The 20,913-nt window shown below is 72.5% G+C and carries 20 protein-coding genes; 11 read left to right on the forward strand and 9 right to left on the reverse strand.

Features of this window, described 5'->3' with window-relative positions:
• Window positions 1-39 precede the first annotated feature (39 nt).
• The 5 genes from EEW87_RS14730 (at window position 40) to EEW87_RS14750 (ending at window position 6,333) form a co-directional block, all read left to right on the forward strand.
• Window positions 40-720: an amino acid ABC transporter permease gene (locus EEW87_RS14730; RefSeq protein WP_068272654.1), complete on the forward strand. Its 681-nt coding sequence runs from the start codon at window positions 40-42 to the stop codon at window positions 718-720.
• Window positions 717-1,586, forward strand: coding sequence for an amino acid ABC transporter permease (locus EEW87_RS14735; protein WP_123091452.1), 870 nt, complete (start codon window positions 717-719; stop codon window positions 1,584-1,586). The genes EEW87_RS14730 and EEW87_RS14735 overlap by 4 nt, the downstream gene beginning before the upstream one ends.
• A gap of 138 nt (window positions 1,587-1,724) precedes the next feature.
• Entirely contained in the window at window positions 1,725-3,050 is a 1,326-nt protein-coding gene (locus EEW87_RS14740; RefSeq protein ID WP_123091451.1) for an acyl-CoA dehydrogenase family protein, read from the forward strand.
• A gap of 63 nt (window positions 3,051-3,113) precedes the next feature.
• On the forward strand, window positions 3,114-4,376 hold the full coding sequence (locus EEW87_RS14745) for an acyl-CoA dehydrogenase family protein (RefSeq protein ID WP_123091450.1): 1,263 nt from the start codon (window positions 3,114-3,116) through the stop codon (window positions 4,374-4,376).
• A 169-nt stretch (window positions 4,377-4,545) separates the two neighbouring features.
• Complete coding sequence (locus EEW87_RS14750; RefSeq protein ID WP_123091449.1) at window positions 4,546-6,333, forward strand: S8 family serine peptidase; 1,788 nt, start codon at window positions 4,546-4,548, stop codon at window positions 6,331-6,333.
• Between the two features lie 70 nt (window positions 6,334-6,403).
• Here EEW87_RS14750 and EEW87_RS14755 read toward each other — a convergent pair whose 3' ends face one another.
• The 4 genes from EEW87_RS14755 to icmF are packed head-to-tail and all read right to left on the reverse strand — an operon-like array spanning window position 6,404 to window position 11,129.
• Window positions 6,404-7,153 carry a helical backbone metal receptor gene (locus EEW87_RS14755; RefSeq protein ID WP_123091448.1) on the reverse strand — a complete coding sequence of 250 codons (750 nt, stop codon included), beginning with the start codon at window positions 7,151-7,153 and terminating at the stop codon, window positions 6,404-6,406.
• Between the two features lie 10 nt (window positions 7,154-7,163).
• Window positions 7,164-7,490, reverse strand: a complete 327-nt coding sequence (locus EEW87_RS14760) for a DUF202 domain-containing protein (protein ID WP_068272668.1) — start codon at window positions 7,488-7,490, stop codon at window positions 7,164-7,166.
• A 10-nt stretch (window positions 7,491-7,500) separates the two neighbouring features.
• Window positions 7,501-7,866, reverse strand: a complete 366-nt coding sequence (locus EEW87_RS14765) for a YidH family protein (RefSeq protein ID WP_123091447.1) — start codon at window positions 7,864-7,866, stop codon at window positions 7,501-7,503.
• A gap of 29 nt (window positions 7,867-7,895) precedes the next feature.
• On the reverse strand, window positions 7,896-11,129 hold the full coding sequence (icmF, locus tag EEW87_RS14770; RefSeq protein ID WP_123091446.1) for a fused isobutyryl-CoA mutase/GTPase IcmF: 3,234 nt from the start codon (window positions 11,127-11,129) through the stop codon (window positions 7,896-7,898).
• A gap of 79 nt (window positions 11,130-11,208) precedes the next feature.
• Here icmF and EEW87_RS14775 point away from each other — a divergent pair, with 79 nt between their 5' ends.
• Both EEW87_RS14775 and EEW87_RS14780 read left to right on the forward strand, forming a co-directional pair.
• On the forward strand, window positions 11,209-11,709 hold the full coding sequence (locus EEW87_RS14775; protein WP_068272677.1) for a MarR family winged helix-turn-helix transcriptional regulator: 501 nt from the start codon (window positions 11,209-11,211) through the stop codon (window positions 11,707-11,709).
• Between the two features lie 156 nt (window positions 11,710-11,865).
• Window positions 11,866-12,402, forward strand: coding sequence for a hypothetical protein (locus tag EEW87_RS14780; RefSeq protein WP_148041555.1), 537 nt, complete (start codon window positions 11,866-11,868; stop codon window positions 12,400-12,402).
• A gap of 6 nt (window positions 12,403-12,408) precedes the next feature.
• Here the strand turns inward: EEW87_RS14780 and EEW87_RS14785 are convergent, their stop codons facing one another.
• Entirely contained in the window at window positions 12,409-12,969 is a 561-nt protein-coding gene (locus EEW87_RS14785) for a MarR family winged helix-turn-helix transcriptional regulator (RefSeq protein ID WP_123091444.1), read from the reverse strand.
• 92 nt (window positions 12,970-13,061) lie between these two features.
• Between EEW87_RS14785 and EEW87_RS14790 the strand changes: the two genes are divergently transcribed.
• Window positions 13,062-13,712, forward strand: coding sequence for an FMN-dependent NADH-azoreductase (locus EEW87_RS14790; protein WP_123091443.1), 651 nt, complete (start codon window positions 13,062-13,064; stop codon window positions 13,710-13,712).
• An 80-nt stretch (window positions 13,713-13,792) separates the two neighbouring features.
• On the opposite strand, the gene EEW87_RS14795 is transcribed toward EEW87_RS14790, so the two are convergent.
• The 4 genes from EEW87_RS14795 to EEW87_RS14810 form a co-directional block, all read right to left on the reverse strand.
• The gene (locus EEW87_RS14795; protein ID WP_123091442.1) at window positions 13,793-14,170 is read right to left on the reverse strand and encodes a fluoride efflux transporter FluC; all 378 of its coding nucleotides are present in this window, start codon (window positions 14,168-14,170) and stop codon (window positions 13,793-13,795) included.
• A complete protein-coding gene (locus EEW87_RS14800; RefSeq protein WP_163562469.1) occupies window positions 14,167-14,637 on the reverse strand; it encodes a fluoride efflux transporter FluC in 471 nt (156 codons plus the stop codon). The genes EEW87_RS14795 and EEW87_RS14800 overlap by 4 nt, the downstream gene beginning before the upstream one ends.
• Window positions 14,634-15,851, reverse strand: coding sequence for a pyridoxal phosphate-dependent aminotransferase (locus tag EEW87_RS14805; protein WP_123091440.1), 1,218 nt, complete (start codon window positions 15,849-15,851; stop codon window positions 14,634-14,636). The genes EEW87_RS14800 and EEW87_RS14805 overlap by 4 nt, the downstream gene beginning before the upstream one ends.
• A gap of 123 nt (window positions 15,852-15,974) precedes the next feature.
• On the reverse strand, window positions 15,975-16,652 hold the full coding sequence (locus EEW87_RS14810; RefSeq protein WP_123091439.1) for a 4a-hydroxytetrahydrobiopterin dehydratase: 678 nt from the start codon (window positions 16,650-16,652) through the stop codon (window positions 15,975-15,977).
• Window positions 16,653-16,766: 114 nt separating this feature from the next.
• On the opposite strand from EEW87_RS14810, the gene EEW87_RS14815 reads away from it, so the two are divergent.
• From EEW87_RS14815 to pntB, 3 genes are all read left to right on the forward strand, one after another.
• Window positions 16,767-17,756 (forward strand): sunset domain-containing protein, encoded by a 990-nt coding sequence (locus tag EEW87_RS14815; RefSeq protein ID WP_123091438.1) that lies wholly within the window; start codon window positions 16,767-16,769, stop codon window positions 17,754-17,756.
• 163 nt (window positions 17,757-17,919) lie between these two features.
• Window positions 17,920-19,461, forward strand: a complete 1,542-nt coding sequence (locus EEW87_RS14820) for a Re/Si-specific NAD(P)(+) transhydrogenase subunit alpha (RefSeq protein WP_123091437.1) — start codon at window positions 17,920-17,922, stop codon at window positions 19,459-19,461.
• The gene (gene pntB / locus EEW87_RS14825) at window positions 19,461-20,891 is read left to right on the forward strand and encodes a Re/Si-specific NAD(P)(+) transhydrogenase subunit beta (RefSeq protein WP_123091436.1); all 1,431 of its coding nucleotides are present in this window, start codon (window positions 19,461-19,463) and stop codon (window positions 20,889-20,891) included. The genes EEW87_RS14820 and pntB overlap by 1 nt, the downstream gene beginning before the upstream one ends.
• Window positions 20,892-20,913: the final 22 nt, after the last annotated feature.

The raw sequence follows: 20,913 nt of genomic DNA on the forward strand, positions 1-20,913 counted from the left end.
CGACCCCCTCTCCGCCGCAGCGAAAGGAGCGCCCCGACCATGGGTGAGCTCTTCGACCAGTTCCCGGTCTGGTCCTACTTCTGGATGACCATCAAGCTCTCGCTGTGGTCGGCGCTGTGGGCGAGCCTGCTCGGCACGCTCCTCGCGGTGATGCGGGTCAGCCCGATCCCCGTGCTGCGCGGGGTCGGCACGACGTACGTCAACGTCGTGCGCAACACCCCGCTGACGCTCGTCGTCCTCTTCTCGCTCACCGTGCTCGGCACCCGTCTGGGCATCTCGATCGTCGACCAGACCAGCCAGACGGCGCTCGTCGACGAGGCCGTGCGCTGGGCGATCTTCGGGCTGTCGGTCTACCACGCGGCCTTCGTGTGCGAGGCGCTGCGCTCCGGCGTCAACACCGTGCCGCCCGGCCAGGCCGAGGCGGCCCGCTCGATCGGGCTGGGCTTCGGCCAGTCGCTGCGCCACGTCGTGCTGCCGCAGGCCTTCCGCGGGGCCGTCGCGCCGCTCGCCTCGGTCCTCATCGCGCTCATCAAGAACACGACGGTCGCCTCGATCATCGGGGTCGCGCAGGCCTCGTACTTCATGGCCGAGGGGCTGGAGTTCCGCCCCGACCTCACGTGGCAGCTCTTCGGGCTCATCGCCCTCTTCTTCCTCGCCCTCACCCTGCCCATCGGTGTCGGGCTGACCTCGCTCTCGCGGAAGGTGGCGGTGCGCCGATGAGCACCTCGGTCCTCTTCGACGCCCCCGGCCCCAAGGCCCGCCGGCGTCATCTGATCCTCACGATCCTCTCCGCGCTCGTCCTCGCCGGGCTCGTCTACGTGGCCCTCAGCCGGCTCCAGGAGCGCGGAGAGCTCGAGGCGGCGAAGTGGACGGCGATGTTCACCCGCCAGTCCTGGGAGTTCTACTTCGTCCCCGGGATCATCAGCACGCTGCGCTCGGCGGCGGTCGCCGTCGTCCTCGCCCTCGTCTTCGGCTTCGTCTTCGGCATGGGGCGGCTCTCGCAGCACCGGGCCGTGCGATGGGTGAGCGGCATCGTCGTCGAGTTCTTCCGCGGCGTGCCGGTGCTCATCATGATGATCGCCTTCTTCTACTTCCTCGCGCTGCGCGGGGTCTTCGCACCCGAGACCAACCCCTTCGTCGCCGTCGTCGCGGCGCTGACGCTCTACAACGGCGCCGTCATCGCCGAGCTCGTCCGCTCGGGCGTCGGCTCGCTGCCCGCCGGCCAGGGCGAGGCGGGGCTGTCCATCGGTCTCACCCCGGGGCAGACGCTGCGCGCGATCCAGCTGCCGCAGGCGATCACCGCGATGCTCCCCGCGCTCGTCGGCCAGCTCGTCGTCATCCTCAAGGACAGCGCGCTCGGCGCGATCATCACCTACCCCGAGCTGCTTCGTCAGGCGCGCAACCTCGCCGCCGGCGGCAACACCCTGCAGCCCCTCGTCGTCGCCGCGCTGATCTTCATCGTCCTCAACTTCTCGCTGACGACCTTCGCGGGCTACCTCGAGCGCCGGATCAACCGCCGGGGCAAGGTCGCCGGTGGGGCGGCGCCGGTCGACGAGGCGGGGCCGCAGCCAGCCGGCGGCGTGTGACGTCGGGGCTGTGGTGGGCCTCACCTGAGACGCGGGGTTACCGGTACGCGCGGTAGCAGGTACTGTCGGTATCGCACACCTGGCCGACGTCGCCCTGCGCGACCGGTCGCCGACGAGCGTCACGAAGGGGTATGCCGCATGGCCACCACCGAATCCACGTCGCTGGCCGACAAGGGGCAGCGTCTCGGGCTCCGCCTCATCGCCAAGGCGGGCGGTCTGCCCGGTCTGAAGGACCCGAAGGTCCGGGCGACCGTCGAGCGGTACCTCTACAAGGGCGCGGTGACGAGCTTCCGCGCGCAGACCGCCGCCGGTCGCGCCTTCGCGAAGAAGAAGGGCTCGGGCCAGGCCGCCCGCACCGCACACGCGCGCCCCCGCCAGATGTTCGACCTCACGCCCACCGAGGACCAGCAGATGATCCAGTCGGTGGCGCGCGAGCTCGCCGACGAGGTCGTGCGGCCCGCGGCGAAGCAGGCCGACGCCGAGCGCGCCGTCCCCGCCGAGGTGCGCAGCGCCGCCGCCGAGGTGGGTCTGCACCTCATCGGCGTGCCGGCCGAGCTCGACGGCATCGCCGAGGAGCGCTCGGCCGTCACCGCCGTGCTCGTCCTCGAAGAGCTCGCCCGCGGCGACATGGGCATCGCCACCGCGATCATGGCCCCGGCGGCCGTCGCCACCGCGATCGCCAGCTATGGCGACGCCGACCAGCAGGCGACCTACCTGCCGGAGCTGACGGGGGAGGACCCGCCGGTCGCCGCGCTCGCGCTCATGGAGCCGCAGCCGCTCTTCGACCCGCTCTCGCCCCGCACCACCGGCCGCACCGAGGGCGACGAGGTCGTGCTCGACGGGGTCAAGGCCCTCGTGCCCGGCGCCGACCGGGCCGAGCTCTTCGTCGTCAGCGCGAGCGTCGACGGCCAGGCCCGGCTCGTCCTCGTCGAGCCCGGTACCCCCGGCGTCGAGGTCGAGGACGACCCGGCGATGGGGCTGCGCGCGGCGCGCACCTCGCGCCTGCACCTCACCGGCGTGCGCGTCCCCTCGGCCCACCTCCTCGGCACGACGGACGACCACCTCGACGCGGTGCGTCGCGCCCGGCTCGCGTGGTCGGCCGCCGCCGTCGGCACCGGCCAGGCCGTGCTCGACCAGGTCTCGCAGTACGTCACCGAGCGCACCGCCTTCGGCGAGCCGATCGGTCACCGCCAGGCCGTCGCCTTCACCGTCGCCGACATGGCCGTCGAGATCGCTGCCCTGCGCCTCGTCGTGTGGAAGGCGGCTGCTCGCCTCGACCGCGGCGAGGACGCGTCCGCCGAGATCGCCCAGGCCCGCGCGCTGACGACCCGCCACCTCACCCTCGTCGGGAGCAACGGCGTGCAGATGCTCGGCGGCCACGGCTTCGTCAAGGAGTTCGACAACGAGCGCTGGTACCGCGACCTGCGCGGTGCCGGGCTGCTCGAGGGCACCCTGCTCGTCTGAGCGGGCCGTTCGTCCCCCTTCGCTCATCCCCCTTCGTCCCCCGACACGACAAGGACTGCCGACATGATCGACCTCGAGGTCCCGAAGAAGTTCCGCCCGCTCGTCGCCCAGGCCCGCGGCATGGCCGAGGAGGTCTTCTGGCCGATCTCGCGCAAGTATGACTGCGCGGAGCACGAGTACCCGGCCGAGCTCGACCTCGTCTCGGCCGTCATCGACGGGCTGAGCGACTCGGGCGCCGGCCAGGGCGCCGGCGCGTCCTCCTCGACCCGGGCGAAGGACGACGGCGCGACCGAGGGCGACGTCGCCGCCGTCGGGTCCGGTCGGCGGGCGAAGGGGGAGCGGGAGAACAGGAACGGCTCGAATCTCTCCTCGGTGCTCTCGATCCTCGAGACCTGCCGCGGCGACGTCGGGCTCACCCTGTCGATCCCGCGCCAGGGCCTGGGCAACGCCGCGATCGCGGCCGTCGCCACCGAGGAGCAGAAGGCCCGCTACGCGGGCAAGTGGGCCGCGATGGCGATCACCGAGCCCGAGGTCGGCTCGGACTCCGGGGCGATCCGCACGACGGCGGTCAAGGACGGCGACGAGTACGTCATCAACGGCGAGAAGATCTACGTCACCGCGGGGGAGCGGGCCGAGCTCGTCGTCGTGTGGGCGACCCTCGACCGCAGCCTGGGCAAGCAGGCGATCAAGTCCTTCGTCGTGCGCCGTGACAACCCCGGGATGCGGCTCGTGCGGCTCGAGCACAAGCTCGGCATCCGGGCGAGCGACACCGCCGCCTTCAGCCTCGAGGACTGCCGGGTGCCCGCCGAGGACCTCCTCGGCGACCCGGAGATCCGCATCGAGGGCGGCTTCGGCGGCGCGATGCAGACCTTCGACAACACCCGGCCGCTCGTCGCCGCGATGGCCCTGGGCCTGACCCGCGCGAGCCTGGACCGCACGACCGAGCTGCTCGCCGACGCCGGCGTCGTGCCCGACCCGGACCGGCCGGCGGCCACCCAGCCCGCGGCCGCCGCCCGGCTGCTCCAGATGGAGGCCGACTACCAGGCCGCCTACCTCCTCACCCTTCGTGCGGCCTGGATGGCCGACAACGGCAAGCCCAACTCGATGGAGGCCTCGATGGCCAAGGCGAAGGCCGGGCGCACGTGCGTCGAGGTCTCTCTCGCCTGCGTCGAGCTCGCGGGCGCGACCGGCTACGCCGAGACCGAGCTGCTCGAGAAGTGGGCACGCGACAGCAAGATCCTCGACATCTTCGAGGGCACCCAGCAGATCCAGCTGCTCGTCATCGCCCGCCGGCTGCTCGGCTACTCCAGCCGCGAGCTGAAGTAGTCAGCTCCGGGCCCGACCCGACCCGGGCACCGAGGGCGGCGACGCGGGGCGTCGGCGCCCTCGCGCGTCCTGACCGAATGCAGACCTTTCGGGGTCTTCCCAGCGTGCGGACCTGCCCCCTAGCCTGACGCCTCTCGGCTCCTTGCCGAGGATCATCGGGAGGACATCCATGCGTCACACGAAGCTCATGGCACTGGTCGGGGCCACCGCCCTCGGTGTCACCGGCCTGGCGAGCGCCACGACCGCCACCGCCGCAGCACCTGCAGCACCTGTCTCCGCGCCGGCCGTGGCCGCGCAGCCCTCGGGCCCGTCGATGACGAGCGGCGCCTACGTCGTCCTTGCCGACAAGGGCGCCGACATCGACTCCGTCGTGCGACGGGTCAAGGCCGCCGGCGGCACGGTCACCTCGATCAACCGCCAGATCGGCATGATCACCGTCGACTCGAGCAACCGCGGCTTCGCCTCGAAGGCCCGCGGTCTGGCCGGCGTCAAGCAGGCCGCTGCCGAGATCTCCGTCGGCCGCTCGCCGAAGAGCGTCGTCACCAAGGACCAGGTGCTCCGGGAGCACCAGCGCAGCGCGGCCGCGAAGAAGAGCACGCAGCGCTCCGTCGCCGGCTCGAAGAGCGCGGCCGCGACGAAGGGCGACCCGCTGGACTCCAAGCTGTGGGGCCTGGAGATGGTCGACTCCTTCAAGGCGCGCGCGGTCAACCCGGGCAACCGCCTCGTGCGCGTCGGCGTCATCGACACCGGTGTCCAGGCCAACCACCCCGACATCGCGGGCAACTTCAGCACCGCCCTGTCGAAGAACTTCACCCGCGACATCCCCGCGATCGACGGCGACTGCGAGTACGACGGCTGCGTCGACCCCGCGACGGTCGACCACGGCGGTCACGGCACCCACGTCGCCGGCACCATCGCGGCGAAGGCCAACGGCTTCGGCGTCTCCGGCGTCGCGCCGAACGTCGTCCTCGCCAACGTCCGCGCCGGCCAGGACAGCGGCTACTTCTTCCTCGGGCCGGTGGCCAACGCCATCACCTGGGCCGCCGACAAGCGGATGGACGTCGTCAACATGTCCTTCTACGTCGACCCGTGGGCCTTCAACTGCCGCGGGGGAGCCCCGGAGGACACCCCGGAGCAGGCCGCTCAGCAGGACGTGACGATCGAGACGATGGAGCGGGTCCTCGACTACGCCCACCGCCGCGACGTGACGATGGTCGCCGCGCTCGGCAACGGGCACGACGACCTGTCGAACCCGCGCAACGACCTCGAGAGCCCGAACTTCCCCGAGGGCGTCTCGCACGAGCGCACCATCGACAACGCCACCTGCTTCGACCTGCCGACCGAGGGCGCCAACGTCATCGGCACCTCCGCGGTCGGCCCGTCGGGCAAGAAGGCGGACTACTCGAACTGGGCGACCGACCTCAGCTCGGGCGAGATCGAGGTCTCGGCCCCCGGTGGCTGGTTCCGTGACGGCTTCGGGACCGACACCTTCCGCACGAACGAGAACCTCATCCTCTCGACGGCCTCGCAGCGCTACCTGCAGGAGCAGGGCCTCGTGAGCAAGTGGGGCTACATCACCCAGGACGGCAAGGACGCCGGGGTCATCAAGCAGTGCTCGACGACGCCGGTGAGCAAGGGCGCCAACAAGTGCGGCTACTACGAGTACCTCCAGGGCACCTCGATGGCCGCGCCGCACGCCTCCGGCGTCGCCGCGCTCATCGTGAGCGCACGGGGCTCCGGCAAGGGCATGTGGTTCGGCCACGACTCGCGTGACGTCGCCTACGTGCTGAAGAAGTCGGCTGCCGACCACGCCTGCCCCGAGGGCGGCGTGCAGGAGTACACCAACGAGGGCCGCGACGCGGAGTTCACCGCGACGTGCGTCAGCAAGCCGGGCTTCAACGGCTTCTACGGCGACGGGATCGTCAACGCGTACAACGCGGTGACCTTCAACCGCTGACCCGTCAGCACGACGAAGGGGGACCGGTCGCCACGGCGACCGGTCCCCCTTCGTCGTCCCTCCCGGCGGCTCAGCGCAGCTCGTGGTGGGCCTGCACCATCGCCGGGCCGTACCAGGTGAGCAGCCGCCCGGAGACGAGCCGGGTCGGCGTGCGGGTGAAGGCCTCGGGGCCGTCCTCCTCGGTGAAGACGTACGGCTCGTCGGGCAGCCACACCTCGTCGACGTCGTCGGCGTCGACCTGCGTGATCTCGACGGCGGGGTAGCGCGCGGTGCCGTGGGCGAAGGGGTTGTCGTGCCCCATCCGCCGCAGCAGGTCGGTCGTGTAGGTGCGGGGGCCGACGACCATCCACGGGTCGCGCCAGATCGGCACGGCCACGCGGTCACGGACCGGGGGCGGGGGGCCGCCCCACAGCTCGTCGGCCTCGTCGAGCCAGGTCGGCGCGTCGAGGGCGAGCGGGCCGGTGAGCAGCCGCCGCATCGAGGTCAGGGCCTGCGGCACGGTCTCGATGTCGGTGACCCACACCGCGACCCCGCTCTCGCGCAGCCGGCGCACGTCGAGCTCGCGGTTCTCCTCCTTGTTCGCGACGACGAGGTCGGGGGAGAGGGCTCGGACCGCGGCGAGGTCGGGGTTCTTCGTCCCCCTCACGCGGGCGACGTCGAGGTCCGTCGGGTGCGTGCACCAGTCGGTGGCGCCGACGAGCAGGCCCGGCGCGGTCGCGGCGACCGCCTCGGTGAGGCTGGGGACGAGCGAGACGACCCGGGCCGGTGCGTCGGGCAGGTCGAGGACCGTGCCGAGGTCGTCGGTCAACGAGCGGGTCATCGCGGCGAGGCTACCGGCTGAGCAGCGCGACGAGCTCGGTGACGCCGATGGCGAGGACGGCGAGCGCGAGCAGCGCCGGGGCGCGGCCGTCCCGGCGCCGGCTCGGCTCCTCGTGCGGCGCGAGGTAGCGCCGCCGGCCGAGGACGAAGGCGGCCAGGGCCATGACGAGGCTCGCGGTCATGACGACGACGGCGACCGGTCCGAGGTCGGCGAGCGCGAGGCGACCGACGACGGCGGCACCGGTGGCCGCCGCCAGTGCGGTGCGCTGCCAGGCCAGCGCGGTGCGCTCTGGCTGCGCCCCGGGGGTGGGCGGGCTGGTCGCCGCGTCGGTGCTCACCGCTCGCCGCTCACAGCCCGACGAGGACGAGCAGGACGACGGCGGTGAGCAGCATCAGGCCGGCGACCCCGCCGGCCGCCACGCCGAGACCGGGCAGCGGCTCACGGCGGCGCATCGCGCGCTCGGCGGCCGCCCAGCGCAGCCAGGCGAGCACCGGTGCGAGGACGCCGAGCACGAGCAGGACGACCGCGGCCACCCGCGTCTCGCTCTCGCCGAGCGAGAGGTCGAGGACGTCGATGGCCACACCGGCGGCGAGGAGCGCGAGGCCGGTGCGCAGCCACGCGAGGAAGGTCCGCTCGTTGGCGAGGGAGAAGCGGTAGTCCGGCTCGTCCCCTTCGCCGTAGACCCGGGCCGGCCACCTCTCGCGCGCGCTCACCCGCTCACCGTACTGACGACCCCGCTGGCTCAGACGTTGCGCCGGTACTGGCCGCCGACCTCGAAGAAGGCGTCGGTGACCTGCTGCAGGGTGCACACGCGGGCGGCGTCCATGAGGACGGCGAAGGCGTTCTCGGTGCCGGCCGCGGCCGCCTTGAGCCGGTCGATCGCCTCGGTCGCCTCGTCGCGGTGGGCCTCCTGGTAGGCGCGCACGCGCCGCAGCTGGGACTCCTTCTCCTCCTCGGTGGCCCGGGCCAGCTCGACCTCGACGGGCACCTCGTCGTCACCGCGCTCGGCGAGGAAGGTGTTGACCCCGACGATCGGGAGGCTCCCGTCGTGCTTGCGGTGCTCGTAGAGCATCGACTCGTCCTGGATCCGACCGCGCTGGTAGCCGGTCTCCATCGCGCCGAGCACGCCGCCGCGCTCGTTGATCCGGTCGAACTCGGCGAGCACGGCCTCCTCGACGAGATCCGTTAGCTCGTCGATCACGTAGGAGCCCTGGAGCGGGTTCTCGTTCATCGACAGGCCCCACTCGCGGCTGATGATGAGCTGGATCGCGAGCGCCCGGCGCACCGACTCGGGCGAAGGGGTGGTCACCGCCTCGTCGTAGGCGTTCGTGTGCAGGGAGTTCGCGTTGTCGTAGAGGGCGTTGAGCGCCTGCAGGGTCGTGCGGATGTCGTTGAAGTCCATCTCCTGCGCGTGCAGGCTCCGCCCGCTCGTCTGGATGTGGTACTTCAGCTTCTGGCTGCGCTCGTTGGCGCCGTAGCGCTCGCGCATCGTCACCGCCCAGATCCGCCGGGCGACCCGGCCGAGGACGGCGTACTCGGGGTCCATGCCGGAGGAGAAGAAGAAGGACAGGTTCGGCGCGAAGTCGTCGATGTCCATCCCGCGCGCGAGGTAGGCCTCGACGTAGGTGAAGCCGTTGGCCAGGGTGAAGGCGAGCTGGCTGATGGGGTTCGCCCCGGCCTCGGCGATGTGGTACCCGGAGATCGAGACCGAGTAGAAGTTGCGCACCCCCTGCTCGATGAACCACTCCTGGATGTCGGCCATCATCCGCAGCGAGAACTCGGTGGAGAAGAGGCAGGTGTTCTGCCCCTGGTCCTCCTTGAGGATGTCGGCCTGGACCGTGCCACGCACCTGCTGCAGCGCGCTCGTGCGCACCTCCTCGGCCTCGGCGCCGGTGGGCTCACGGCCCTCGCGGGCGCGGAAGGCCTCGAGCTGCTGGTCGATCGCGGTGTTGAGGAAGAAGGCGAGGACCGTCGGCGCGGGGCCGTTGATCGTCATCGACACCGAGGTCGTCGGGTCGACGAGGTCGAAGCCGTCGTAGAGCTGCTTCATGTCCTCGAGCGTCGCGACGGACACCCCGGACGTGCCGACCTTGCCGTAGATGTCGGGGCGCTCGTCGGGGTCCCGGCCGTAGAGGGTCACCGAGTCGAAGGCGGTGGACAGCCGGGTCGCGCTCTGGCCCTGGGAGAGCAGCTTGAAGCGTCGGTTCGTGCGGAAGGGGTCGCCCTCGCCGGCGAACATCCGGGCGGGGTCCTCCCCTTCGCGCTTGAAGGGGAAGACGCCCGCCGTGTACGGGAAGACGCCGGGCAGCCCCTCGCTGCGCAGGAAGGTGACGAGGTCGCCGTGGTCGGTGTGCCGCGGCAGGGCGACCCGGCTGATCCGGTTGCCCGACAGGCTCTCGCGGGTGAGGCGGGTGCGGATCTCACGGTCGCGGATGCGCACGACCTGCTCGTCGCCCGAGTAGGACTCGACGACGGCGGGCCAGCCCTGCACGAGCTCGGTGACCTCGGCGGGCAGGTCGGCGCGGGCCTGCTCGAGCAGCCGGCGCACGTCGTCGGCGCCCTGCCCCTCGGGCAGCTCCTGCGCGACCGCGCTGATCCGCTGCACGCGACGGGCCGCGGCGGCCAGGCGCCGGGTCTCCTCGTGCCAGCCGCGCACGGTGGCGGTGATCTCGGCGAGGTAGCGCACGCGCTCGGGCGGCACGACCTGGCCGATCCGCGTGGAGTGGCGCGTGTCGACGCGGGGGAGGGTGCCCTCGGTGACGGGCAGCCCGTGCTCGGCGAGCGCGTCGCGCAGGTGCTGGTAGAGCGCGGTGACGCCGTCGTCGTTGAAGGTCGCGGCGCTCGTGCCGAAGACCGGCATGTCGTGGGGCTGGGCGCCGAAGGCCTCGCGGTTGCGCACGAGCTGGCGGCCCACGTCGCGCATCGCGTCGGCGGCACCGCGGCGCTCGTACTTGTTGATCGCGACGGTGTCGGCGAAGTCGAGCATGTCGATCTTCTCGAGCTGGCTGGCCGCGCCGAACTCCGGCGTCATGACGTACATCGAGTGGTCGACGAAGGGGACGATCGCCGCGTCGCCCTGGCCGATGCCGGGGGTCTCGACGAGGACGAGGTCGTGGCCGGAGGCCTTGGCGATGTCGATGACCGCGCTGAGGTGCTCGGGGATCTCGTGCGCCCCGCGGGTGGCCAGGCTGCGGAAGAGGACGGGGCTGGCACCGTCGTCGCCGATCGAGTTCATCCGGATGCGGTCGCCGAGCAGGGCGCCGCCGCCCTTGCGGCGCGTGGGGTCGACGGCGATGACCGCGACCCGCAGCTTGTCCTCCTGGTCGACGCGGAAGCGGCGCACGAGCTCGTCGGTGAGCGAGGACTTGCCCGAGCCGCCGGTGCCGGTGAGCCCGAGGACCGGGGCGGCGTGCTGGGCAGCCGCCTCGCGGATGCGGGCGAGGAAGGTCTCGTCGAGGCGTCCCCCTTCGGCCCCGGTGATCGCCCGGGCGACGGCCGCCCGGTCGCCGGCGAGGACGGCGTCGACGTCGGCCGGCCCCTGCTCCCACAGGTCGACGTCGCACGTCTCGATGAGGGTGTTGATCATGCCCGGCAGGCCGAGGCGCTGGCCGTCCTCGGGCGAGAAGATGCGCACGCCCGCGTCGCGCAGGCGCTGGATCTCGGCGGGGACGATGACACCGCCGCCGCCGCCGAAGACCTGGACGTGCCCGGCGCCGCGCTCGCGGAGCAGCTGGACGAGGTACTCGAAGTACTCGACGTGCCCGCCCTGGTAGGAGCTGATCGCCACGCCCTGGACGTCCTCGTCGATCGCCGCCTGGACCACCTCGGCGACGGAGCGGTTGTGCCCGAGGTGGATGACCTCGGCCCCCTGGCTCTGGAGGATGCGCCGCATGATGTTGATCGACGCGTCGTGCCCGTCGAAGAGGGCGGACGCGGTGACGAAGCGCACCGGGTGGGTGGGCGTGTGCAAAGACATGACTGAGCTCCTGTAGGACGTCGGTGTCACCTCAAACAGTAGGACGTCCAAATATTGCGCGTCAATGTAAGGTGCTGCCGTGCTCTCCTTCGACCCGATCGACGCGGCGCGCACCCAGTGGGTGGAGCGCGGCTGGGTCGAGGCCGCCGACGGGATGGCCGCGGTGACGTCGGTGATCCGGGCGCACGCGATCCTCATGCGCCGGGTCGACGCGGCTCTGCAGGGCAGCGGGGTGACCTTCGCGCGCTACGAGGTGCTCATGCTCCTCGGCTTCACCCGCCACGACGCCCTGCCGATGCGCGCGATCAGCTCGCGCCTGCAGGTCCACCAGAGCAGCGTGACGAACGCGGTCGACCGGCTCGAGGCCGCCGGGCTCGTCGCCCGCAGCCCCCACCCGCAGGACCGCCGCACCGTGCTCGTCGGCATCACCCCCGAGGGCGCCCGCGTCGCGCGGGAGTGCACCCGGCGGCTCAACGACGAGGTCTTCGGCGCCCTCGGCCTCTCGGAGCAGGACACGACCACCCTCGTGGAGGTCCTCGCCCGGATGCGGGCGGGTGCAGGGGACTTCGAGCTCGGGTGAGGGCCGGTCGAGTCCCTCGAGCCCCAAGTTTCTCGGGTCACCCGATAAACCCCGGGTGAGCATGAGTCCGAGACTCGTGCTCACCCGGGGTTTGTCTTGCTGAGCAGGCGCGGACCGGTCCGCTGTGGTGCGATGGGACGGAGCGAAGGGGGAGCCATGGGCATACGGGTCGCGTCACGTGTCGTGGGGTGCCTGGCTGCCGTGACGGTGGTCGGCGGGTGCGGCGAGGGAGTGCCGGCCAGTCCCGGAGGGTCCTCGACCTCGACGCCGCAGCCGAGCAGCACGTCGGGCGCGACGCCGGACCCGACCTCTGACCTCGTCGCTCCCCACCACGAGGAGAACGCCGCGGCCACGCGTCGGCAGGACCCCTCGCCGAGCGACTCGAGTTCCGCCCGGGCGGCCCTGCCGAGAGTGCGCTCGGCGCTCGAGGCCCAGCGCCGCCGCGGTGAGATCGGTGTCGACGAGACGCGGGCGACCGTGCTCGGCCTCGGCTACGACGACGCCGACGTCGAGGTCCTCGACATCGCAGCGCACCTCGGCGACCCGGCGGCCACCCCGGGGGTCCTCGTCGGCATCGCCACCGGCCCGCGCACGTGCCTCGTCGGCGCCGTCACGCAGCGCCGCGTCTCGCTCGAGGTCGACGGCACCGGCCCGCCCGGCGAGTACCGCTGCGTCGCTCCGGTCACCCACTGACCCGGGTCACGACGCGTCGCAGCCGCTGAGGTCGTCGGGAGTGCCGGCCAGGGCGCCGCCCGACCCGTGGGCGGCGGCGTCGCACTCGCTGCGCACGTGCGTGCGCAGCTGCTCGCCGATCTCGCTGAGCGCGGTGATCTGCGAGGCGTCCAAGGGGTCGAGCACGAGATGGCGCACGGCGTCGACGTGGCCCGGGGCCGCGGCGACCACCGTCGACCACCCGACCTCCGTGAGGATCGCGAGGGTGTAGCGCCCGTCCGCGGGGTCGGGCTCGCGCCGCACGAGGCCGCGGTGCTCGAGGCGCTTGACGACGTTCGACAGGCGCGACTGCGAGCCCCCGGTCATGTCCGCGAGCTCACCCATGCGCAGGGTCCGCTCCGGCGCCATCGACAGCCGGCTGACGACGAGGTACTCGAAGAGGTTGATGCCCGCGTCGCGCTGCAGCTGCGCGTCCAGCGCGCCCGGCAGCTGCAGGACGAGCCGGGCGACCGCGATCCAGGCGCGCTGCTCCTCCTCGGACAGCCAGCGCGGGGCCTCCGGGTCGGCGGGCGGCGGGGCGACGGGCATGGCGACACCTTACGACGTAGACCTCACTTGACTTCAAGCGTGAAGTAACGAACGATGGTTTCAACCTTGAAACACTGACATCGGAGGACCGCATGACCCTGTTCCGCCTGGACGCCAGCATCCGCACCGACGGCTCGGCGAGCCGAGAGATCGCCGACGTCGTCGAGTCCGAGTGGCTCGCAGCCCACCCCGGCGACACGGTCGAGCGTCGGCACATCGGTGTCGACGTCCTGCCCGCCGACGCCTGGGGCCACGCGGTCGCCGCGAGCCAGACCCCCGAGGCGGAGCGCACCGAGGAGCAGCGGGCCGCCGCGGCCCTCGCCGCTCAGCTCGTCGACGAGCTCGTCGCCGCCGACGCGATCCTCCTCGCCGTCCCGCTGTACAACTTCGGCGTCTCCCAGCACGTGAAGACGTGGGTCGACCTCGTCATCACGGACCCGCGCGCCGCCGCCGGCGCTCCGCCCTTCCTCGCGGGCACGAAGGTCGTCCTGTGCACCGTGCGCGGCGGGGCCTACGGCGCCGGCACCCCGCGCGAGGGCTGGGACCACGCGACGTCCTACCTGCGTCGCATCGTCGCCGACGTCTGGGGCGCCGACCTCACCGTCGTCGAGCGGGACTTCACGCTCGTCGGGGTCAACCCTGCTCTCGACGACTTCACCGATCTCGCCGCCGAGATGCACGCGGGCGCCCTCGCCTCGGCGCGCGAGGCCGGCCGAGCGCTGTCCGTCCCGCAGGCCGCCTGAGACTCCCCCTTCGCCGGTTGCCGAGGACGGGGCCGGGTCGACCGGCCCCGTCCTGCGGGGAGGGAGGGCGGCGAAGGGGGTCAGGCCAGGGCGCTGCCGAGCGTCCACCCGAGGACGACGACGAGCAGGCAGCCGATCAGGCTCACCGCGAGGTTGACCACCGCGACTCGGGCGCGGCCGGCGCGCAGCGCTGCCGCGACCTCGACCGCGTGGCTGCTGAAGGTCGTGAAGGCGCCGCACCAGCCGGCGCCGACGAGCGCCAGCACCCATCCGGGGCCGCCGGATGCGACGACCGCGGCGACGAGCCCGAGGACGAAGGACCCGACGACGTTGACGAGCACCGTGCCCCCGGTGGGTGTCGCCCCGAGCGCCCGCTGCGCCCACCCGACGACGAGATGACGCGAGCTCGCCCCGGCGGCACCTCCGAGGGCGACGAGCACGAGGTCGAGCCCGCTCACAGCTCGTCCTCCTCGACGACCGACCCGGCGTGGGCGTCGTCGCCGCCGAACCACCGGTGGCCGAGCGAGAGACCCGCCACGGCGGCACCGACGCCGAGCGCGAGCGTCAGCGCGACGTAGAGGAGCGCCTCGCCCGCGCGGCCGTCGGCGAGCGTCGTGCGCACGTCGAGGACGAGGGTGGAGTAGGTGGTCCACCCGCCGAGCAGGCCGACCGTGGCGAAGGGGCGTACAAGCGGGTGCGTGGAGCGACGGGTCTCGAGCCACGCGACGAGCAGCCCCATGGCGAGCGCTCCGCTGAGGTTGACGACGAGGGTCGCCCAGGCCAGCCCGCCGGCCGCACCGGGCAGGGCGAGGCTCACGAGCCACCGGCCGGCCGACCCCAGGGCGCCGCCGAGCGCGACGGCGCCGATCTCGGCGCGAGGGGGTGCCGCGGCGGGCGCGGCGGGGGTCGCCCCCTTCGTGCTCACGCCCGCATCGACTCGAGGAAGTCGCCGATCCGCCCGATGGCCTCGGTGAGCAGCTCCTCGTCGGGCAGGCAGACGACGCGGAAGTGGTCGGGCTCGAACCAGTTGAAGCCGGTGCCGTGGGTGACGAGGATCTTCTTGGCCCGCAGCAGGTCGATGACGAAGGCCTCGTCGTCGGCGACCGGGTAGACCTCCGGGTCGAGCCGGGGGAAGCAGTACAGGGCACCGCGCGGCTCGACGCAGCTGACGCCGGGGATGTCGTTGAGCAGCCTCGAGGCGAGCTTGGCCTGCTCGTAGAAGCGCCCGCCCGGCTCGACGAGCTCGGTGATCGACTGGTAGCCGCCGAGCGCGGTCTGGATCGCGTGCTGCGCGGGGACGTTAGCGCACATGCGCATGTTCGCCAGCAGGGTGAGCCCCTCGAGGAAGTCCTCGGCGAGGTGCTTCGGGCCCGAGATCATCACCCAGCCCGCGCGGTAGCCGCACACCCGGTAGGCCTTGGAGAGCCCCGAGAAGGTGAGGCACAGGACGTCGTCGCCGGCGAAGGACGCGGCGTGGTGGTGGACCGCGTCGTCGAAGATGATCTTCTCGTAGATCTCGTCGGCCATGACGACGAGGTCGTGGCGCCGGGCGATGTCGACGAGCCCCCGGACGGTCGCCTCGCTGTAGACGGCGCCGGTGGGGTTGTTGGGGTTGATGATGACGATCGCGTGGGTGCGCTCGGTGATCTTGGCCTCGATGTCGGCGAGGTCGGGGTCCCACCCGTTGGTCTCGTCGCAGCGGTAGTGCACGGGGGTGCCGCCGGCCAGCGCGACGGCGCCGGTCCACAGGGGGTAGTCGGGGGCGGGCACGAGGATCTCGTTGCCGTCGTCGACGAAGGCCTGGAGCACCATCGAGATGAGCTCGGAGACGCCGTTGCCGATGTAGACGTCCTCGACGGTCGTCTCCCGCAGGCCGCGCGACTGGTAGTACTGCGCGACGGCCGTGCGCGCCGAGTAGATGCCCTTGCTGTCGACGTAGCCCTGCGCGTCGGGCAGGTGCCGGGTCATGTCGGCGACGATCGCCTCCGGCGCCTCGAAGCCGAAGGGGGCGGTGTTGCCGATGTTGAGCTTGAGCACCTTGTGGCCCTCGGCCTCGAGCCGCTGGGCCTCGGCGAGGATCGGTCCCCGGACGTCGTAGCGGACGTGCTGCAGCTTGAGGGACTGGCGGATCGGGCGCATGCCCGCATCCTCGCAGGGCCCCCGCCGGCGCCGCGCCCGGGTTTCGTCCATCGGCGCGTCGCGGGCAGGGGCCTCGAAGGCGTCGTCCTGAGGTGCGACGCAGGAGCCTCGAAGGGGGGAGCCTCAGCGCCCTGTCGCGGTGCAGATGCAGGAGCGGTTGCCGTCGGTGTCCTCGACGACCCAGAAGGAGGGGGCGGCCGCGTCGCTGACGAGCCGACCACCCGCGTCGAGCACGGCCTGGAGCCGGCGCTCGACGTCGTCGTGGGGGACCCACACGTCGAGGTGCCACCGCTGCTCGACGGGCGGCGGCGGCAGGGTCGGGTCGCCGGGGTCGGCGTCGCCCGGGGTCTGCCACCAGATCGTCGGCACCTGGCCGCTGGGGTCGACCGGCTCGCCGTCCTTGAGGTCGCTGCCGAGCAGCGCCGCGTAGTAGGCGCCGTGCGTGCTGCCGTCGTCGGTGTCGAGACCGATGTCGAGCTGGGTGAGGCCGGCGACGTCCGCGGTGACACCGAGCTCGCGGGCGACGGCGGAGATCTCGCGGGCGAGGTCGATGTCGCGGCTGGTGATGCCGTCGACGTCGTGGCTCGACATCGAGATGACCACCTCGGGGTAGGTGAGGGTGATGTCGGGGTGGTGGTCGGCTGCCTCGGCGAGGGCCCCGACCCGGTCGACGAGGGCGAGGCCGGTGGCGAAGTCGCCGGTGCGGTAGCGGGCCCGGATCACCCCCAGGAGCTGGCGCCAGTCGTCGAGGCCGGACTCGACGACCTCCGCGGTGGACAGGGTCTGCTTCGGGTCGCTCATGACGTGATCCTCGCCTGCCCGGCGGCGGTCGTCCAGGGCAGGCGGGGGCCCGCTCGCCGCTAGAGTCGTCGCGACGGCCGCCGGGGTCGTCACCAGCGTCTGCCGGAGGTCCCTGTGGCTGTCGATGTCCTGCTCGCCCTCATCGGTGTCGTGTGCGTGCTCGTCGTCATCGCGGCCGCCGTCGTCGCCTTCGTGCTCATGCGCCGCTCGAAGCAGCAGGAGAGCGCGATGCCCTCGTACGACGCGATCCGTCAGGCGGCCGCCGAGCAGACGCCCGGCGCGCACACCCGCTCGAGCGGCACGGCGCCCTACGTCGCGCCCCACGAGAGCACCTCGCCCTCCGGGGCCTGGGAGGGCTCCGACGAGAGCGGCGCAGCGCCGCGGGAGACCTCGACCGAGCCGACGCAGGTCTTCGAGACGAGCAGCGCCGAGCCGGCGAGCAGCACCGAGGGGACGAGCAGCACCGAGCCGGCGAGCGCCATCACCGAGAGCGCGCCGACCGCAGCCGGCACCGACCCGCAGCAGGCGCCCGTCGTGCACGCGCCGAGCGACGATGTCGAGCAGACGGTGCGCATCTCGCGCAGCTCGGCCCGGCCGGTCGAGGACCTCAGCGCGTCGTTGGGCGCCACCGCGAGCACCCCGCCGCCCCCTTCGCCCGCGGTCTCCCCGTCCGCCGAGCCGATCACGCCCGAGCCGACCACCCCCGAGCCCGGCACACCCGAGCCCACCCCCGCCCCCGAGCCGGTCGCGCACCCGTCGGCCCCCGACCCGGTCGAGCCGCCGCCGGCGCCCGCGCCGGCCGTCACCGACGACCCGGGCCACACGTACTGGGACGACGAGGAGGCCGAGCGCGAGCGTCGGGCCGAGTCGCTCGCCGACGACGACACCACCCCGCCGGCCCGGGCCGTCGTCGACGGCGGCTACGGGTGGGGTTCGGCCGCCCCCTTCGCCGACGGCTCGATGCCCCCGGGGCACCCGGTCAAGGGGCACCGCGAGTGGATGCAGTACCACGAGCCCGGCAGCCCCTGGTACGACGAGACGACGGTCGACGTGTGGTTCGCCGATGCCGCGACGGCCGAGCGGGCGGGCTTCCACCGGGCGTGAGCGACGCCGCGGCCCACCGCGTCTCACCATGTGAGGCGCGGACCTGCGTGCGTCTATCGGTGCGGTCACAAAGTCGGGCGTCGTCGGCGGCGAGGCAATAGGTTCGGGCCAGCCGAGGGCGCCCGCGTGCGTCCTGCCCCCAGCGCTTCGCGAAGGATCGCCGATGCAGGTTGGAGTACCCGCCGAGTCCAGGCCCGGGGAGACCCGGGTGGCCGCGACACCGAAGACCGTGGGGCAGGTCGTCGCCCTCGGCTACGACGTCGTCGTCGAGAGCGGGGCCGGTGCCCGGTCCTCGTACCCCGACGAGGCGTACGCCGAGGCGGGCGCGCAGATCGGCACCGCCGCCCAGGCCTGGGCCGCCGACGTCGTCGTGCGCGTCAACGCGCCCACCGAGGCCGAGCTGGCGATGATGCGGCCCGGGGCCACCCTCGCGAGCCTCCTCGCCCCGGCGATCGACCCCGCGGCCGTCGATCGGGTCACCCGGGCCGGGATCACCGCGCTCGCGATGGACGCGGTCCCGCGCATCTCGCGCGCGCAGTCGCTCGACGTCCTGTCCTCGATGGCCAACATCGCCGGGTACCGCGCCGTCATCGAGGCCGCGGGCGAGTACGGCGGCCTCTTCACCGGCCAGGTGACGGCCGCGGGCAAGATGCCCCCGGCGAAGGTCCTCGTCTGCGGGGCGGGCGTCGCCGGGCTCGCCGCGATCGGCACCGCGGGCAGCCTCGGCGCGATCGTGCGCGCCTTCGACGTGCGGCCCGAGGTCGCCGAGCAGGTCGAGTCGATGGGCGCGGACTTCCTCACCGTCGACGTCGTCACCGAGCGCTCGAGCGACGGCTACGCGAAGGAGGCCGGCGAGGACTTCGACCGGGCAGCCGCGGCGCTCTACCTCGAGCAGGCACGCGACGTCGACATCATCATCACGACCGCGCTCATCCCCGGACGCCCCGCGCCCCGGCTCATCACCGCCGCGATGCTCGACGCGATGCGGCCGGGCTCGGTCGTCGTCGACATGGCCGCGAGCAACGGCGGCAACGTCGAGGGCTCGGTGCCCGACGAGATGGTCGTCACCGACCACGGGGTGAAGATCATCGGATACACCGATCTCGCCGGCCGCCTGCCCACCCAGGCCAGCCAGCTCTACGGGACGAACGTCGTCAACCTGCTCAAGCTGCTGACCCCCGGCAAGGACGGGCAGCTCGTCCTCGACCTCGACGACGTCGTCGTGCGCGGCATGACCGTCGCGCGCGACGGCGAGACGCTGTGGCCCCCGCCGCCGGTGCAGGTCTCGGCCGCCCCGGCCCCACCCCCTTCGGCCGAGGTGGCCCCACCGCCGCCGCCGAAGGAGCCGATGAGCCCGACGACCCGGCTCGCGCTCGGCGGGGCGGGCGCGCTGCTCTTCCTCTTCGTCGCCGCGGTGAGCCCGGCGCCCTTCCTCGGGCACTTCATGGTCTTCATGCTCGCGGTCGTCGTCGGCTTCTACGTCATCGGCCACGTCCACCACGCGCTGCACACGCCGCTCATGTCGGTGACCAACGCGATCAGCGGGATCATCGTCGTCGGTGCGCTCCTGCAGGTCGGGCACGACGGCGGGGTGGCCGTCTCGGCGCTCGCCTTCGTCGCCATCCTCCTCGCGAGCATCAACGTCTTCGGCGGCTTCACGGTCACCGCGCGGATGCTCCAGATGTTCCGGAAGGGTGACGCCTGATGTCGATCCCGCTCACCCTCGTCCAGGGCGCCTACATCGTCGCCGGGCTGCTCTTCATCCTCGCGCTGTCCGGTCTGAGCAAGCACGAGACCGCTCGATCGGGCAACCGCTTCGGCGTCGCCGGCATGGCGATCGCGCTCGTCGTCACCGTCCTCGCCGCGACCGTCGGCACCTCCGTCGGGGGTCTCGAGGTCGACGAGGGCGCCGGTCTGGGCGGCTTCGTCCTCATCGCGCTCGCCATGGGCGTCGGGGGAGCGATCGGCGTCGCCCGGGCCCGCCGGGTCGAGATGACCGGCATGCCCGAGCTCATCGCGCTGCTCCACTCCTTCGTGGGGCTCGCCGCCGTCCTCGTCGGGTGGAACTCCGCCTACGAGGCGAGCGCGAACCCCAAGATCCACGACGGCGAGGTCGCGGTCGGCGTCTTCATCGGTGCCGTGACCTTCACCGGCTCGGTCGTCGCCTACCTCAAGCTGTCGGGACGGATGAAGAGCTCGCCGCTCGTGCTGCCCGCCCGGCACGTGCTCAACCTCGGGGTGCTCGTCGCCTTCGTGCTGCTCACGGTGCTCTACGTCGTCGTGCCGCACGACCAGGACGCGCTGCGCCAGAGCATCCTCGGCGTCATCACCCTGCTCGCCCTCGGTCTTGGCTGGCACCTCGTCGCCTCGATCGGCGGCGGCGACATGCCCGTCGTCGTCTCGATGCTCAACAGCTACTCGGGGTGGGCGGCGGCCGCGGCCGGCTTCCTGCTCGGCAACGACCTGCTCATCATCACCGGTGCGCTCGTCGGCAGCTCGGGTGCGTACCTCAGCTACATCATGTGCCGGGCGATGAACCGCTCCTTCATCTCCGTCATCGCCGGGGGCTTCGGCTCCGACGGCGCGGTGACGGGGGAGGAGCGCGACTACGGCGAGCACCGCGAGATCACCGCCGAGGGGGTGGCCGAGCTGCTCTCGGACGCGTCGTCGGTCGTCATCGCGCCCGGGTACGGCATGGCGGTGGCCCAGGCGCAGTACCCCGTCGCCGACCTCACCGCGCGGCTGCGGGCGAAGGGGGTCGACGTCCGCTTCGGGATCCACCCGGTGGCCGGGCGTCTGCCGGGCCACATGAACGTCCTGCTCGCCGAGGCGAAGGTGCCCTACGACGTCGTGCTCGAGATGGACGAGATCAACGACGACTTCCCGCAGACCGACGTCGTCCTCGTCATCGGGGCGAACGACACCGTCAACCCGGCCGCGGCGGAGGACCCGACGAGCCCGATCGCCGGCATGCCGGTGCTCGAGGTGTGGAACGCCGCGGACGTCGTCGTCTTCAAGCGCTCCATGGCGACGGGGTACGCGGGGGTGCAGAACCCGCTCTTCTTCCGCGAGAACACCCAGATGCTCTTCGGGGACGCGAAGGACCGGGTCTCCGACATCCTCAAGGCCCTCTGACCCCCTTCGCCCGTCCCAGCTT

Source organism: Janibacter melonis (genome assembly GCF_003721155.3).
GTDB lineage: Bacteria > Actinomycetota > Actinomycetes > Actinomycetales > Dermatophilaceae > Marihabitans > Marihabitans melonis.